Annotated in this window: 12 protein-coding genes; 7 read left to right on the plus strand and 5 right to left on the minus strand. The window is 69.6% G+C overall.

The genetic code is table 11. The features are described 5' to 3' along the window. Position 1: 1 nt before the first annotated feature. From sseA to AX721_RS23200, 3 genes are read right to left on the minus strand one after another with little or no spacing between them, the layout of a single operon-like run. The gene (gene sseA, locus AX721_RS23190) at positions 2-844 is read right to left on the minus strand and encodes a 3-mercaptopyruvate sulfurtransferase (protein ID WP_068878335.1); all 843 of its coding nucleotides are present in this window, start codon (positions 842-844) and stop codon (positions 2-4) included. Next, entirely contained in the window at positions 832-1,833 is a 1,002-nt protein-coding gene (locus AX721_RS23195; protein ID WP_068878336.1) for a cysteine synthase A, read from the minus strand. The genes sseA and AX721_RS23195 overlap by 13 nt, the downstream gene beginning before the upstream one ends. A gap of 45 nt (positions 1,834-1,878) precedes the next feature. Further along, on the minus strand, positions 1,879-3,093 hold the full coding sequence (locus AX721_RS23200; protein WP_068878337.1) for a cyclopropane-fatty-acyl-phospholipid synthase family protein: 1,215 nt from the start codon (positions 3,091-3,093) through the stop codon (positions 1,879-1,881). A 162-nt stretch (positions 3,094-3,255) separates the two neighbouring features. Between AX721_RS23200 and kdsA the strand changes: the two genes are divergently transcribed. Genes kdsA through AX721_RS23225 form a run of 5 tightly spaced genes read left to right on the plus strand, consistent with a single transcriptional unit; the run spans position 3,256 to position 8,747 of the window. After that, a complete protein-coding gene (gene kdsA, locus AX721_RS23205; protein ID WP_068878338.1) occupies positions 3,256-4,113 on the plus strand; it encodes a 3-deoxy-8-phosphooctulonate synthase in 858 nt (285 codons plus the stop codon). Between the two features lie 33 nt (positions 4,114-4,146). Beyond that, complete coding sequence (gene rfaE2 / locus AX721_RS23210) at positions 4,147-5,625, plus strand: D-glycero-beta-D-manno-heptose 1-phosphate adenylyltransferase (protein WP_068878339.1); 1,479 nt, start codon at positions 4,147-4,149, stop codon at positions 5,623-5,625. Next, positions 5,622-6,623 (plus strand): ADP-glyceromanno-heptose 6-epimerase, encoded by a 1,002-nt coding sequence (gene rfaD / locus AX721_RS23215; protein ID WP_068878340.1) that lies wholly within the window; start codon positions 5,622-5,624, stop codon positions 6,621-6,623. Before rfaE2 ends, rfaD begins: the two co-directional genes overlap by 4 nt. A 1-nt stretch (position 6,624) precedes the next feature. Then, on the plus strand, positions 6,625-7,719 hold the full coding sequence (locus AX721_RS23220) for a DUF3089 domain-containing protein (RefSeq protein ID WP_068878341.1): 1,095 nt from the start codon (positions 6,625-6,627) through the stop codon (positions 7,717-7,719). A 32-nt stretch (positions 7,720-7,751) separates the two neighbouring features. Beyond that, positions 7,752-8,747 (plus strand): NADP-dependent oxidoreductase, encoded by a 996-nt coding sequence (locus AX721_RS23225; protein ID WP_068878342.1) that lies wholly within the window; start codon positions 7,752-7,754, stop codon positions 8,745-8,747. On the opposite strand, the gene AX721_RS23230 is transcribed toward AX721_RS23225, so the two are convergent. Next, positions 8,744-9,094: a YciI family protein gene (locus AX721_RS23230; protein ID WP_068878343.1), complete on the minus strand. Its 351-nt coding sequence runs from the start codon at positions 9,092-9,094 to the stop codon at positions 8,744-8,746. The genes AX721_RS23225 and AX721_RS23230 overlap by 4 nt on opposite strands. Before the next feature lie 64 nt (positions 9,095-9,158). Next, the gene (gene recG, locus AX721_RS23235) at positions 9,159-11,234 is read right to left on the minus strand and encodes an ATP-dependent DNA helicase RecG (RefSeq protein ID WP_068878344.1); all 2,076 of its coding nucleotides are present in this window, start codon (positions 11,232-11,234) and stop codon (positions 9,159-9,161) included. Between recG and AX721_RS23240 the strand changes: the two genes are divergently transcribed. After that, positions 11,201-11,575 carry a succinate dehydrogenase assembly factor 2 gene (locus tag AX721_RS23240; RefSeq protein WP_369808017.1) on the plus strand — a complete coding sequence of 125 codons (375 nt, stop codon included), beginning with the start codon at positions 11,201-11,203 and terminating at the stop codon, positions 11,573-11,575. The two genes, recG and AX721_RS23240, sit on opposite strands and share 34 nt — an antisense overlap. Next, positions 11,568-15,056 (plus strand): transcription-repair coupling factor, encoded by a 3,489-nt coding sequence (gene mfd / locus AX721_RS23245; RefSeq protein ID WP_068878345.1) that lies wholly within the window; start codon positions 11,568-11,570, stop codon positions 15,054-15,056. The genes AX721_RS23240 and mfd overlap by 8 nt, the downstream gene beginning before the upstream one ends. The last annotated feature ends 38 nt before the right edge of the window (positions 15,057-15,094 follow it).

The following is a 15,094-nucleotide window of genomic DNA, read 5'->3' on the forward strand; positions in this document are numbered from 1 at the left end:
GTCAGGCTCCTGTGACCACGGCGGTGTCGGGTCGGCCGCCCCACTCGGTCCACGAGCCATCGTAGACCGCCACGTCGAACCGCCCCAGCCGCGCCAGAGCCAGGGCCAGCACCGAGGCGGTGACTCCGGAACCGCAGGTGGTGACGATGGGGCGGGCCAGATCGATGTGCGCAAAGACCGGCCGCAGCTCGGCCGCGGACTTTAGTGTGCCGTCGGGGTTCACGACCTGGTCGAAGGGCAGGTTCAGCGCGCCGGGCATATGGCCGGAGCGGAGGCTGGCGCGGGGCTCCGGCGCCTCGCCGCGGAAGCGGCCGGCCGACCGGGCGTCGACCACCTGGGCCGAGTTGTCGGCCAGCACGCCCGCGACGGCGTCCAGGTCCTTCACGAGGCTGGCGTCCGCGCGGGGGGCGACGGCGACGGGCGAGGGGTTCGGGACAGCCGTCGCCACGGGACGCCCCTCGGCGCGCCACGCCTTCAGCCCGCCGTCGAGAACGAAGACGTCCGCATAGCCCATGGCGCGCAGGGTCCACCACACGCGCGGCGCCGAGTAGATGCCGTGGGCGTCGTAGACGACGATGGTGGAGTCCCGCCCCAGCTCCAACGCTCCGGCCGCGTCGGCGAACGCCTCGGGCGTCGGCAGCATGTGCGGAAGGTCTGTGGTCGGGTCGGCGATGGCGTTGATGTCGAAGAACACCGCGCCGGGGATGTGGCCGGCCAAGTAGCTGTCGCGCCCGTGGCCTGGCTGGCCCACGAGGGGCAGGGTGGCGTCGACGATCCGAAGGCCCGGGTCTCCCAGCCGCTCGGCCAGCCAGGCGGTGGAGACGAGGGGGTCTATTCCAGCCATGAGGGAACCGGCAGGCCCTTCTCCCGCAGGAACGGCGGGTTGTAGATCTTGGATTGATACCGCTGGCCGTGGTCGCAGAGCACGGTGACGATGGTGTGGCCCGGGCCCAGGTCCTGGGCCATCCGGATGGCGCCGGCGACGTTGATTCCGGTCGAACCGCCCATGACCAGGCCCTCGAATTCCATCAGGTCGAAAATGGCCAGCAGCATCTCCTCGTCGGAGATGCGATAGGCGTGGTCGACCGCAAGGTCGGTGAGGTTGGCGGTGATCCGGCCCTGCCCGATGCCCTCGCTGATCGAACTGCCCTCGGCCTTCAGCTCGCCGTCGGTGTAATATTTGTAGAGCGCGGCGCCGTGGGGATCGGCCAGGCCGATCTTCACCTTGGGGTTTCGTTCACGCAGGGCCTGCGCCACGCCGGCCAGCGTGCCGCCCGAGCCGACGGCGCTGATGAAGGCGTCGACCTTGCCCTCGGTCTGCGCCCAGATTTCCGGGCCGGTGCCCCGGATGTGCGCTTCGCGATTGGCGACATTGTCGAACTGGTTGGCCCAGACCGCGCCGTTCGGCTCCTTTGCGTCAAGTTCTGCGGCCAGACGTCCGGAATATTTCACGTAATTCATCTCGTTGGCGTAGGGGACGGCGTCCACCTCGACCAGTTCGGCGCCATAGAGCCGGATGGCGTCCTTCTTCTCCTGGCTCTGGGTGCGGGGGATGACGATGGTGCATCTATAGCCCAGCGCCTTGCCGACCATGGCCAGGCCGATGCCGGTATTGCCCGCCGTGCCTTCGACGATCCGGCCGCCGGGCCGCAGCAGCCCCTTCTGCTCGGCGTCGCGCACGATGTAGAGCGCCGCCCGGTCCTTCACCGACTGGCCGGGGTTCATGAACTCCGCCTTGGCGAGGATCTCGCACCCCGTCATCTCGCTGGCGCGGCGCAGCCGCAGGAGCGGCGTGTTGCCGATGAGGTCGAGGACGGAAGGCGCGACGGTCATGGCCGCCTACTTAAGGAAGCGCAGCGGCGCAGAACAGGGGCCTGCTCAAGCTTTGATGAGGCTGAGCTGCACCACGTCGGTGCGCTCGGTCCGGAATCCGGCCTCGCAATAGCTGAGGTAGAAGCGCCAGAGCTTGCGGAAGCGCTCGTCGAAACCCAGGCGGGTGATCTCGTCCCAGGCCGCCTCGAACCGCCGGCCCCACTCGGCGAGGGTGTCGGCGTAGCAGACTCCGAAGCGGGAGATCGGCCCCCAGGCCAGGCCAGCCCGGTCGGTGGCCGCCTTGAGCCGCTCCTCAGACGGCAGCATGCCGCCCGGGAAGATGTATTTCTGGATGAAGTCGGGCGTCCGCCTGTAGTGCTCGAAATACTCGTCGCGGATGGTGATGATCTGCAGCCCCGCCTGGCCGCCCGGCTTCAGACTGTCGCGCACCTTGTCGAAATAGGTGGGCCAGTACCGCTCGCCGACGGCTTCGAACATCTCGATGGACGCCACGCGGTCGAACCGGCCCGCCACGTCGCGGTAGTCGATCAGCTGGATGTCGGCCTTCTCGTTGAGGCCCTGGCGGAACATCCGCTCCTTGGCGAACTTGAACTGTTCCTCGGAGATGGTGATGGCGGTGACCTTGGCGCCCACGTCCTTCGCGGCGAATTCGGCGAAGCCGCCCCAGCCGCAGCCGATCTCGAGAACATGGTGGTCCGGCGCCAGGCCCATGCTCTCGCACAGGGTCCGGTACTTGCGCTTCTGGGCGTCGGACAGGGCCTCGCCCGGGCGTTCGAACCGCGCCGCCGAATAGGTCATCGTGGCGTCGAGCCAGCGGGAATAGAACGCGTTACCCAGGTCGTAGTGAGCCTGGATGTTCTTCTTCGAGCCCGCCCGGCTGTTGTTGCGGCCCAGGGCGTGCTCCAGGACGTTCAGCGCGGCCATGAACCGCGAGCCGAACGACACCTTCTCGAAGCGCGCGTAGTTCTGCGCCAGCACCTCAAGAAGCACCGACAGGTCGGGCGTGTCCCATTCGCCGGCCATGTAGCCTTCGCCAAAGCCGATGGTGCCGTTCGAGATGGTGCGCTTGATGAAGTCGTAGTCGCGCACGACCAGCCGCGCCTCCGGGCCGGGCTCGCGCCCCTCCAGGCGGATCTCGCGGCCGTCCGGCAGCACGAAGGTCATGACCCCCGTGTTCCAGTTCCGGATGATCGTCCGCGCCGCCGCCCTGAACACCAGCGGTGTTCCCGACAGGTCCGTCACCGGCGAACCTCCGACCATTCTCACGCCCCTTTACCCATGCCGAGGATAGCACCGACGGCGTCCTGCGCTATCGGGCGTGCGGGATGTACGGTCAAGACGCCGGTCGGGACGCGCCGGATTGGGCTTGAGATGGGCGGCGGGTCGGGCGACTAGAGGCGCGAACGCCCCCAAAGGAGCACCATGGCCACGCTGACGCTCAATCGCTGGAACCTGTCGATCGGCGACGGCCAGCCGCTGGTCGTGATCGCAGGCCTGAACGTGTTCGAGGACCTGGACATGGCCCTGGACGTGGGCGGCCGGCTCAAGGCGACCTGCGCCACGCTGGGTCTGCCCTATGTGTTCAAGGCCAGCTTCGACAAGGCGAACCGCTCCTCGATCCGAAGCTACCGCGGCCCGGGCCTGGCTGAGGGGCTGAGGATGCTGGCCGCCGTGAAGGCGGAGCTGGACGTCCCGATCTGCACCGATCTGCACGAGGCCGAGCAGGCCGAGCCGGTGGCGGCGGTGGCCGACCTGGTCCAGATCCCCGCCTTCCTGTGCCGCCAGACCGACCTCGTGGTGGCGACGGCCCGGGCGACGGCCGCAGCGGGCGGATTGCTGCACGTGAAGAAGGGCCAGTTCCTGGCGCCCTGGGACGCGCGCGCCATCGTCGACAAGATCCGCGAGGCGACGCCGGGCCGGGAGCTCACCATCCTGTGCGAGCGCGGGGTCTCCTTCGGCTATAACAACCTGGTGGTGGACATGCTGGGGTTGGAGCGGATGAAGGAGCTGGGCGTGCCGGTCACCATCGACGCCACCCACGCCGTCCAGCTCCCCGGCGCCGACCCGCGGAGTAACAGCGTGGCCACGGGCGGGCGGCGCGAGGGGGTGCCGGTCATCGCCCGCGCGGCCGTGGCCGCCGGCGCGGACGGGGTGTTCCTGGAGTTCCACCCCGACCCCGACCGGGCCCTCTGCGACGGCCCCAGCGCGCTGCCGCTCAGCGCCGCCGAAGGGCTCCTGAAGCAACTCAAGGCCATCCACGCGGCCGTCCGCGCGGCTTGACCGACCCGCCAACGCGCCGCACACGCTAGCGCCATGGATCTGGCCGCCCTGCAGCACCTGCTCGGAGAGCTTCCCGGCAAGCGCGTCGCCTGCGTAGGCGACCTGATGGTGGACCGCTTCGTCTACGGCGGGGTGAGCCGCGTCTCGCCCGAGGCGCCCATTCCCGTCCTGGCGCGGTCGCACGAGCTGAAGATGCTGGGCGGGGCCGGCAATGTGGCCCGCAACATCGCCGCCCTGGGCGGCTCGGTCGCCCTGGTGGGTCTGGTCGGCGGAGACGCTGAGGGCCACGACGCCTCGCGCCTGGTCGGCGAGGAAGAGCCGGCGATCGAGGGCTATCTGGTCACCGACGCCGACCGTCCGACGACCCTGAAGACCCGTTTCATCTCGGGCGGCCAGCAGCTCCTCCGCGTCGACCTGGAAGAGAGCCGGCCGGTCACCGGCGAGGTCGAACAGCGCCTGATCCGCACGATCCGCGACGCCGCGCGCGGGGCCGGCGTGGTGCTGATCTCGGACTACGGCAAGGGCGTGGTCACCGATGCGGTGATCGCCGCCGCGCACGAGGTGGCCGCAGAGACTGGCGCTAAGGTCATCGTCGATTCCAAGGCTCGCTCGTTCGCTCGCTACGGCGACATCGACCTGGTCAAGCCGAACGCCTCGGAGCTCGCCTACGCCACCGACATGCCGACCGAGACCGACGCGGAGCTGGAGGTGGCCATCGCGCGCGCGCTGGAGCTGTGGTCGACCAGGGGCGTGCTGGTGACCCGGGCGGCCAAGGGGGTGTCCCTGGGCCTGCGCGGCCAGCCGGTCCGACACTTCCGCACGGTGGCGCGGGAGGTGTTCGACGCCTCGGGCGCCGGCGACACTGCCCTTGCGGCCCTGGGCCTGGCCATGGCCGCGGGCGCCGACCTGGACACCGCCATCGGCTTCGCACAGCTCGCCTCCGGCGTGGCCGTGGGCAAGGCCGGCACGGCCACCGTCAGCCCGGACGAACTGGTCGAGGCGGTGCTGTCGGCCCACACCGCCGTGGTCGAGGGGAAGGTCGCGACCATCCAGCGCCTGGGCGAGGAAGTGGCGCGCTGGCGGGCCCAGGGGCTGAAAGTGGGTTTCACCAACGGCTGCTTCGACATCCTGCACAAGGGACACGTGGCCTATCTGGCCCAGGCCCGCACCTGGTGCGACCGCCTGATCGTGGGCGTGAATTCCGACGCCTCGGTTCGCGAGCTGAAGGGCGAGGGGCGTCCCGTCAACGACCTGGAGAGCCGCGCCCTGGTGCTGGCCAGCCTGCGGAGCGTCGATCTCGTGGCGCCGTTCGAGGAGCCGACACCGCTGCGGCTGATCGAGGCGGCCCGGCCCGACGTCCTGATCAAGGGGGCGGACTACACAGAGGACGAAGTGGTCGGCGGCGACCTGGTCAAGTCGTGGGGCGGCGAGGTGAAGCTGGCCGAGATCGTCGACGGCTATTCCACCTCGGCCGCCATCGCCCGCATCGCGAAGAAGGAAGCCAACGGATGACCCGACGCATCGTCTTCGTCACCGGCGGGGCCGGCTTCATCGGCTCGAACATCGCGGCGAAGCTGGCCGAGGACCGCAGCCTGGACGTTGTCGTCTGCGATCGCCTGCACGAGGCCGAACTGGGCAAGTGGCGCAACATCGCCAAGACCCCGATCGGCGACTTCGTGGCCCCGGAGCAAATGTTCGATTGGCTGGAGAAGCGCTGGCGCGACGTCGAGATGGTGGTCCACATGGCGGCCGTGTCGTCGACGACGGAGCCTGACGCCGACAAGATCATCCACTCGAACTTCACCCTCAGCCGGGACCTGTTCCGCTGGTGCGCGGACCGGCAGCGGCGACTGATCTACGCCTCGTCGGCGGCCACCTATGGCGCGGGCGAGGGCGGCTTCGACGACAACAACGACTACGAGGCCCTGGCGGCCCTGCGGCCGCTCAACACCTACGGCTGGTCCAAGGCGCTGTTCGACCTGTTCGCCGTGCGCCAGGCGGACCGCGACTATGCGCCGCCGCAGTGGGTGGGGCTGAAGTTCTTCAACGTCTACGGGCCGAACGAGGAGCACAAGCACTCGATGAAGTCGGTGGCGTCGCAGATCTGGCCGAAGGTGCGCGAGGGCCACGCGGTGCAGCTGTTCAAGAGCTACCGCCAGGACGTGCCGGACGGCGGGCAGAAGCGGGACTTCGTCTATGTGCGGGACGCCGCCGACGTGACCCGCTGGCTGCTGGACAATCCGCAGGTCAACGGCGTCTACAACCTGGGCTCGGGCCAGGCGCGCACCTTCGAGGACATGGCCCGCCAGGTCTTCGCCGCCGCGGGCAAGAACGCCCAGATCGAATACACCCCGATGCCGCCGGCGATCCGCGACAAGTACCAGTACTTCACCGAAGCCAAGATGGAGCGCCTGGCCGAGGCCGGATACGCCCAGCCGCTGACCACGCTGGAGGAGGGGATCGGCGAGTACGTGGGCCGTTACCTCAGCCAGCCGGACCCCTACCGCTAGCATGTCGGAACCGCCGGTCCGGAAGCGCACGCGCTGGTGGCTGGCGGCCCTGCTCGCCGCGGCCCTGGTGCTGTCCATCGGCGTGCTGGCCTTCTGGGGAGACCTGGTCTCGACAGCCTTGGACCCCAAGGTGCCGTTCCAGACCTATGAGCCTCCGCCGGGGCCGGACTACTCCGCCTCAGGCTCATGGTATCTGCGCCCCCAGCCCGGAAACGGACTGAAGGCCGACGTCTTCTTCGTGGCGCCGACCACCTACGACGGCGGCCGCAACTGGAACGCCCGGTTGAACGCGCGCAAGGCCAACCGCCAATTCGAGACGGTCATGGCGCCCAACTACGTCGGCCCCTTCGTCAGCGTCGGTCGCGTCTTCGCGCCCCGCTACCGCCAGGCCAGCCTCTATAGCCTGACGACCCTGCGCGAGGACGCCCGGGAGGCGCGCCAGTTCGCCTATGGCGACGTCCGGGACGCCTTCCGCTGGTACATCGACCAGGACAACGGGGGGCGGCCCTTCATCATCGTCGGGGTGGAACAGGGCGGCACCCTGGCCAGCCGCTTGCTGCGTGACGAGGTGGCGCGCGATCCGGTGCTGCAGAGCCGCCTGGTGGCAGCCTATCTGATCGACACCGTCGTCCCGGCCGACGCCCCGCCCATCGCGCCCTGCGTGCAGAAGGGCCAGGCCGGCTGCCTGGCCGCCTGGGCGCGGGTCTACGAAGGCGACTTCGACGCCGCCCAGCGGCTGCTGGACCGAGCCCTGGTGTGGAACGCGCAGGGAGAACTCGAGAACCTGACGCCCCGGCCCGCCCTCTGCTTCAACCCGCTGCTGGGTGCGGTGACCGACCAGGCTGCGCCGGCCCGGCTGCACCTGGGCGCGGCGAACGCGACCGGCCTGGAATGGGGCGCAAGGCCGGCCTTTATGGCCCGGCAGGTATCGGCGCGCTGCGAGCGCGGCGTACTTCTGGTCAGCCGTCCCAAGTCCTCGTCGCTGAAGCAGCGGGGGGACTGGGCGGACCGGCGCAAGGTCCCGGGCTTCAACCTCTTCTATGCCGACCTCGAGGCCGACGCGAAACAGCGGCTGGCGGGGTGGCTCGCGCGGTGAGTAAGGTCCTCCCAACGAACAGGGAGGACGCCATGACCAATCGCCAGATCGTGCTGGACCGGCTGCCGCAGAGCGAGAGGCTGGCGCCCGACCACTTCGCGCTCAGCGCCGGCGAGCGGCCGACGGCCGGCGAGGGCCAGGTGCTGCTGAAAACCCGCTACATCTCGCTGGACGCCGCCAACCGGGCCTGGATGCAGGGCGCCACCTATCGCGCCGCCCTGGCGCCCGGACAGGTGATGGCCGGCGGTGGGCTGGCCGAGGTGGTGGAGAGCCGCGTCCCGCACCTCAAGCCCGGCGACCTCGTTTTCGCCGACACGGGCTGGCAGGAGTATGCGGCCCTGCCGGGGAAGCATCTCACGGCCCTGCCGGACCTGAAGCCCCAGACGCATCTGCTGAGCGTCTATGGCGTGGCGGGCCTGACAGCCTATTTCGGGCTGCTGGAATGCGGCCAGCCCAAAGCCGGCGAGACCGTCGTCGTGTCGGCCGCCGCAGGGTCCGTGGGCTCGATCGTCGGCCAGATCGCCAAGATCAAGGGATGCCGCGTCGTCGGGATCGCCGGCGGGGCCGAGAAGGGCCAGTGGCTGGTGGACGAACTGGGGTTCGATGCGGCGGTCGATTACAAGTCGCCGGAGTTCAAGCGCCAGCTGCGGGCCGCGGTCCCCGACGGGATCGATGTCTATTTCGACAACACCGGCGGCGACATCTTCGAGGCCTGCCTGTTCGCCATGCGCAACCATGGGCGCATCGCCTGCTGCGGGGCCGTCTCCCAGTACGACGGCGCGACCCCGCCGCACGGGCCGCGCGGGGTGCCGGGTCTGATCGTCACCAAGCGCCTGACCCTGCGAGGGTTTGTCGTCATGGATTTCGCCGACCAGAACGACCGGGCCCTGGCCGATCTCCAGGCCTGGGTCGCGTCCGGCCAGCTCAAGGTGCAGGAGGACGTGATCGACGGCCTGGAGAACCTGCCGACGGCGCTGATCGGCCTGCTGGCCGGCGAGAACCGCGGAAAGCGGATGGTGCGGGTCTAGCCGATGTCGAGTTCCGGCCGCACCTCGATGGTCCCGTAGCGGGCCATCGGGATGCCTTCGGCGATCCGAAGGGCCTCGTCCGCGTCCGCGGCCTCGATGAAGATGAAGCCGCAGAGCACCTCCTTGGTCTCGGCGAACGGGCCGTCGGTCACCAGCGGCTTGCCGCGCCGCACCCGAACCGTCCTGGCGGTCTTGACGCTCTGCAGCGCTGAAGCGGCCAGGAAGTGGCCGTCCCGGGTCAGCTTGGCGTCGTAGGCGAGGGAGTCGCGGTCGAGGGCGGTCTTCTCCTCCGGCCCCAGGGCCGAAAGCGCGTCGGGCTCGGCATAAACCAGGCAGATGTACTTCATGGCGGGTTCCTTTCGGCAGCTTCCGCCCAAGGTCGAACGGCGCGCGCCGAACCCGACATTTTCGTCAGCCGGCGTCGCGGAGGGCGAGACCCGCCTTCCAGTCGAACAATTCGGACAGCACCTGCAGCGCCTTGCCGCGCTCGGACGTGAGCTCGGGATCGCGGTTTACGATCAGCCGCGCATCGTCACCCGCAACGGCGATGAGGTCGCGATGGACGAAGGGGTCGGCGAAGACATAGTCGGGCAGCCCCGACTGGCGTAGGCCCAGCGCATCCCCGCCGCCGCGCAGCTCCAGGTCCTTCTCGGCGATCACGAAGCCGTCGTCGGTCCGCCGCAGGATGTCGAGCCGCTGCTGGGCCGTCTCGCTGAGCGGCGGATCGTAGAGGAGGACGCAGGCGCTCTCCCGCGCGCCGCGACCCACCCGGCCGCGAAGCTGGTGCAACTGCGCCAGGCCGAATCGCTCGGCCTGCTCGATGACCATGATCGTGGCGTTGGGCACGTTGACGCCGACCTCTACGACGGTCGTCGCCACCAGGACCGACAGGCGGTTGTCGGCGAAGTCCGCCATCACCGCGTCCTTCTCCGCGCCCGAGAGCTTGCCGTGGACGAGGCCCACGCCCGGTCCGATGACCTTGCGAAGGGCGATGGCGCGCATCTCCGCGGCCGCCAGGTCGCTGACCTCGGACTCAGAGACCAGGGGGCAGATCCAGAACGCCTGCGCCCCGCCGGCCACCGCATCCTTCAGGCGGCCGACGATCTCGTCCAGGCGCGGCATCGGCACGGCGCGGGTGGCCACGGGCGTGCGGCCTGGCGGCTTCTCGTCGATGCGGCTGACGTCGAGGTCGCCGTACATCGTCAGCTCCAGCGTCCGCGGGATCGGCGTGGCCGACATGGCGATCAGGTGGACGGCCTGGCCCTTGGCCTGCAGGCGCTGGCGCTCGGCCACGCCGAAGCGATGCTGCTCGTCGATGACCACCAGCTGCAGCCGATGGAACGCCACCTCGTCCTGGAACAGCGCATGGGTGCCCACGGCCACCTGGGCGGCGCCGGAGGCGATCGCCCGCAGCTTCTCGGCCCGCGCGGCGCCCTTGTCGCGCCCGGTCAGCAGCACCACGCCGACGCCATGGGCGGCGAGGGGGCCGGAGATGGTCTCGTAGTGCTGGCGGGCCAGGATCTCGGTCGGGGCCATCAGGGCGGACTGGCCGCCGGCGTCGGCCACGTCGGCCATGGCGCACATGGCGACCACCGTCTTGCCCGAGCCCACGTCGCCCTGGACCAGCCGGCTCATGCGCTCGCCCGCCTGGAAGTCGCCCCGGATGTCGGCCAGGGCGCGCTCCTGGGCCCCGGTGAAGGCGAAGGGCAGGTCGGCTCTCAACCGGTCCGACAGCGGCCCCGCCGGGATCTTCGCCGCCGCCTCGCGCCGGCGGTCGGCCTTGCGCTGGGCCATGGCGAGCTGGTGGGCCAGCAGTTCGTCGTAGGCCAGCCTGCGGCGGTGACGGCTGAGGGGGGAGAGGTCGGCTTCGCCCGTGGGGCCATGCAGCCGAACGAGCGCCTCGCGCCAGCCCGGCAGCTTCTCGCGCGCCAGCCAGGCGGGATCCTGCCACTCCGGCAGCTCGGGCGCTTTTTCCAGGGCTTCCAGCACGAACTGGCGCACACGGCGCGGCGGCAGGCCGTCGGTCGCGGGATAGACCGGTTCGATCTCGGGAATGTCGACCGGCCGCTCTGGGTCGGCCATGTAGTCCGGATGGACCATCTGGCGGCCGTACTGCGTCTCCTCGACCTTTCCCGAGACGATCCGGCGCGCGCCCACCGGATGGCGCTTCTCCAGGTCGTCGCCGAACCGTCCGAAGAAGACCAGGGTCAGCATCCCCGTGGCGTCCGCCACCCGCACTCGCCAGGGATGGGTCTTCACCCGCGGACGCTGGTAGTCGTTGATCACCACGTCGAAGGTCATGACCTGGCCGTCGATGGCGTTCGCCACCGCCGCCGGGGTGCGGCGGATGACCGAGTGCGGCTGCAGCCACAGCACGTCGCGCACGAGCGGACCCGCCACGCGCTCCAGCAATGGAGCCACGCGGGGGCCGACGCCTTTCAGCGACGTGATCGATGCAAAGAGCGGGAACAGAATCTCCGGCCGCATGCTTGGAGCATACCCGACTGGCGCGCAGGGCCGCGCCGCTCTATATCCGGCGCCTCTCGATGAACACGGATGATGCACGGCTCAAAAAACTGAAGCTGCGCGCCTGGCGGCGGGGCTTCAAGGAAGCGGACCTCATCCTGGGGCCGTTCGCGGACCAGCACGTCGCCACGTTCGATGAGGCCGAGCTCGACTGGTTCGAGGCCCTGCTCGAGATCCCCGACCAGGATCTCTACGGCTGGATCCTGGAGCGCGAGCCGACGCCGGCTGAATTCGACGGCCCCTTGATGAGTAAACTCAAAGCTTTCCGCGACGAAGCTCACAAGGCGATCGGCAATGGCTGACGACGCGCGTCCCATCGGCCCGGCCCAGCTGCGCCGCGTGGCCGACGATCCCGGGCGTCTCGACCTCGTCGGCGCGCCGGAAGGCTTCGACGCCCTCGTCATGGCCGACTTGGCCAAGGCGCGGAAGGGCCTGTCGGTGTTCGTGGCCCGCGACGCCGCGCGCCTGTCGGCCTTCGTGGACGCCTTCGCCTTCTTCGCCCAGGGGATCGAGGTGCTCACCTTCCCCGCCTGGGACTGCCTGCCGTACGACCGGGTCGGCCCTTCCGCGGGCGTGGCGGCTCAGCGGATGGCGACGCTGTCTCGCCTGGCCGAGGGGCTGGATGCAAAGCCCCGCCTGCTGGTGACGACCGTGCCGGCGCTGCTGCAGCGCGTGCCTCCCATCTCCTCGGTGAAGCGGGCCAGCTACTCCGCCCGGGTCGGCAACGTGGTCGAGATCGCCGATCTGGAAGCCTATTTCGCGGTGAACGGCTACAGCCGCGCCTCCACGGTTTCGGAAAAGGGTGAGTTCGCCATCCGCGGCGGCGTCATCGACGTCTATCCCTCCAGCGCCGAGGAGCCGGTGCGCCTGGACCTGTTCGGCGACACTCTGGAGAGCATCCGCGCTTTCGACCCCGAGACGCAGCGGTCTACGAAACAGCTGAAGGACGTCTCGCTGCTGCCGGTCAGCGAGGCCCTGCTCGACAAGGAGGCGGTCAGCCGTTTCCGCACGGGCTATCTGGAGACCTTCGGGGCTCCCGGAGACGATCCGCTGTACGCCACCATCTCGGAGGGCGGTCGCCGCGCGGGGATGGAGCACTATCTGCCGCTGTTCTATCCGAACCTGGCCACCCTGTTCGACTACCTGCCCGCCGACACGGCGGTGGCCCTGGATCACCTGGCGAAGGACAGCCGGGACCAGCGGCTGGCCATGGTGCGGGACGCCTACGACGCGCGCACCTCGACCGAGCGCAAGAGCCACTACCACCCGCTGGAGCCCACGCGCCTCTACCTGGACGAGGCCGAGTGGGACGAGCAGCTCAAGGTGCGGCCAAACCGCCGCTTTTCAGCCTTCAACGAGGCCGAGGGCGAGGCCGTCATCGACATGGGCGCGCGGGCCGGGCGCAACTTCTCGGCCGAGCGCAAGCTGGACAGCGTCAACCTGTTCGAGGCGACGGTCGACCACGCCAACAAGCTGAGCGCCGGCGGCAAGCGCGTGCTGTTCGCGTCTTGGTCGGACGGCTCGTCGGACCGGCTGATGCACATGCTGGCCGATCACGGCCTGAAGAGCCTGCCGCTCGCGCCCTATTGGGACGCCGCGAAGGCCGCAGATCCGAAGAAGCCGCAACGGGTGGTGCTGCCCCTGGATGCGGGCTTCGAGACCGACAGCCTGGCGGTCATCTCCGAGACCGACATCCTGGGCGACCGGCTGGCCCGGCCGCGCAAGCGCCGCCGCGCTGCGAACTTCCTGGCCGAGGCCTCGGCCCTGACGCCGGGCGACCTCGTCGTCCACATCGACCACGGCATTGCCCGCTACGAGGGTCTGAAGACCCTCGACGTCCAGGGCGCGCCGCACGACACGCTCGAGCTGCAGTACGGCGGCGAGGCCAAGCTGTACCTGCCGGTCGAGAACATCGACCTTCTGACCCGCTACGGCGCCGACAGCGAGGGCGTGCAGCTCGACCGCCTGGGCGGGGCGGCGTGGCAGGCGCGCAAGGCCAAGGCCAAGGAACGGCTGCGCGAGATGGCCGACGGCCTCATCCGCATCGCCGCCGAGCGGGCGACCAAGCAGACGGATGCGGTGGAGCCGCCGCAGGGCCTGTTCGACGAGTTCTGCGCCCGCTTCCCGTACGAGGAGACCGACGATCAGCTGGGCGCCATCGGCGATGTGCTGGAGGACCTGGGCGCCGGCCGACCCATGGACCGGCTCATTTGCGGCGACGTGGGCTTCGGCAAGACCGAAGTGGCGCTGCGCGCGGCCTTCGTCGTGGCCATGAGCGGCCAGCAGGTGGCGGTCGTGGCGCCCACGACCCTGCTGGCCCGGCAGCACTTCAAGACCTTCTCGGAGCGGTTCGAGGGGTGGCCGGTCAAGGTCCGCCGCCTCTCGCGCCTGGTCCCGGCCAAGGAAGCCGCCGAGACGCGCGACGGCCTGGCGAGCGGTGAGATCGAGATCGTCGTGGGCACCCACGCGGTGCTGTCCAAGCAGGTCAGCTTCAAGAACCTGGGTCTGGTGGTCGTCGACGAGGAACAGCACTTCGGGGTGAAGCACAAGGAGAAGCTCAAGGAGCTTCGCGCCGACGTGCACATGCTGACCCTGACCGCCACGCCGATCCCGCGGACGCTGCAGATGTCGCTGAGCGGCATCCGGGAAATGTCGATCATCGCGACGCCGCCGGTCGACCGACTGGCCGTGCGCACCTACATCACGCCCTGGGACCCCGTGGTCATCCGCGAAAGCCTGCTGCGCGAGAAGTACCGCGGCGGCCAAGCTTATTTCGTGGCTCCACGCATCTCGGACCTGCCGCAATTGGAGCGGTTCCTGCGCGAGCAGGTGCCCGAGATTAAGTTTGTGGTCGGCCACGGCCAGATGGCCCCGACCCAGCTCGAGGAGGTGATGACCGCCTTCTACGACGGCCAGTACGACGTGCTGCTGTCGACCACGATCGTGGAGAGCGGCCTGGATATCCCCACCGCCAACACCATGATCATCCACCGCGCCGACATGTTCGGCCTGGCCCAGATGTACCAGCTGCGGGGCCGGGTGGGGCGCTCGAAGGCTCGAGCCTACGCCTACCTGACCACGCCGGCCGAGAAGCAGATCACGCTGTCGGCGGAGAAGCGGCTGAAGGTGCTGCAGTCGCTGGACAGCCTGGGCGCCGGCTTCCAGCTGGCCAGCCACGACCTGGACATCCGGGGCGGGGGCAACCTGCTGGGCGACGAGCAGTCGGGCCATATCAAGGAGATCGGGGTCGAGCTCTACCAGCAGATGCTGGAGGATGCGGTCGCCGAGCTGCGCGCCCGCGCCGGCGCCGAGGAAGTGGCCGACCGGGGCTGGTCGCCGCAGATCAACACCGGCGCCGCCGTCCTGATCCCGGACGAATATGTGCCCGACCTGAACGTACGGCTGGCGCTTTATCGGCGGATCTCCGAGGCGGAGAAGGCGCAGGACCGCGAAGCGCTGGCGGCCGAGCTGATCGACCGCTTCGGCCCGCTGCCGCCCGAGGCCGACCAGTTGTTGAAGGTGGTCGCGATCAAGGGGCTGTGCCGCGAGGCCAACGTCGCGAAGATCGACGTGGGGCCGAAGGGCGCCGTGGTCACGTTCCGGAACGACGACTTCAGGAACCCGATGGGCCTGATCCAGTTCGTGGGGAAGAACCAGGTCGCCTGGAGGGTCCGGCCCGACCACAAGGTCGTGGTGAAGGGCGAGTGGGAGACGCCGAAGCAGCGCCTCGACGCCGCCGAGAAGGTTCTGGCCGAACTGGCGAAGCTCGCCCGCGAGGCTTAGCGAATTTGGAACGGCTCGGGCGCACGGTGCGCGCGATC

Source organism: Phenylobacterium sp. CCH9-H3, from assembly GCF_001557235.1.
GTDB lineage: Bacteria > Pseudomonadota > Alphaproteobacteria > Caulobacterales > Caulobacteraceae > Phenylobacterium.

What these genes read in the sequence shown, in the direction of transcription:
- sseA (WP_068878335.1), bottom strand. Translation starts at nt 844, where the DNA reads ATGGCTGGAATAGACCCCCTCGTCTCCACCGCCTGGCTGGCCGAGCGG.
- AX721_RS23195 (WP_068878336.1), bottom strand. Translation starts at nt 1,833, where the DNA reads ATGACCGTCGCGCCTTCCGTCCTCGACCTCATCGGCAACACGCCGCTC.
- AX721_RS23200 (WP_068878337.1), bottom strand. Translation starts at nt 3,093, where the DNA reads ATGGTCGGAGGTTCGCCGGTGACGGACCTGTCGGGAACACCGCTGGTG.
- kdsA (WP_068878338.1), top strand. Translation starts at nt 3,256, where the DNA reads ATGGCCACGCTGACGCTCAATCGCTGGAACCTGTCGATCGGCGACGGC.
- rfaE2 (WP_068878339.1), top strand. Translation starts at nt 4,147, where the DNA reads ATGGATCTGGCCGCCCTGCAGCACCTGCTCGGAGAGCTTCCCGGCAAG.
- rfaD (WP_068878340.1), top strand. Translation starts at nt 5,622, where the DNA reads ATGACCCGACGCATCGTCTTCGTCACCGGCGGGGCCGGCTTCATCGGC.
- AX721_RS23220 (WP_068878341.1), top strand. Translation starts at nt 6,625, where the DNA reads ATGTCGGAACCGCCGGTCCGGAAGCGCACGCGCTGGTGGCTGGCGGCC.
- AX721_RS23225 (WP_068878342.1), top strand. Translation starts at nt 7,752, where the DNA reads ATGACCAATCGCCAGATCGTGCTGGACCGGCTGCCGCAGAGCGAGAGG.
- AX721_RS23230 (WP_068878343.1), bottom strand. Translation starts at nt 9,094, where the DNA reads ATGAAGTACATCTGCCTGGTTTATGCCGAGCCCGACGCGCTTTCGGCC.
- AX721_RS23240 (WP_369808017.1), top strand. Translation starts at nt 11,201, where the DNA reads ATGCAAAGAGCGGGAACAGAATCTCCGGCCGCATGCTTGGAGCATACC.
- recG (WP_068878344.1), bottom strand. Translation starts at nt 11,234, where the DNA reads ATGCGGCCGGAGATTCTGTTCCCGCTCTTTGCATCGATCACGTCGCTG.
- mfd (WP_068878345.1), top strand. Translation starts at nt 11,568, where the DNA reads ATGGCTGACGACGCGCGTCCCATCGGCCCGGCCCAGCTGCGCCGCGTG.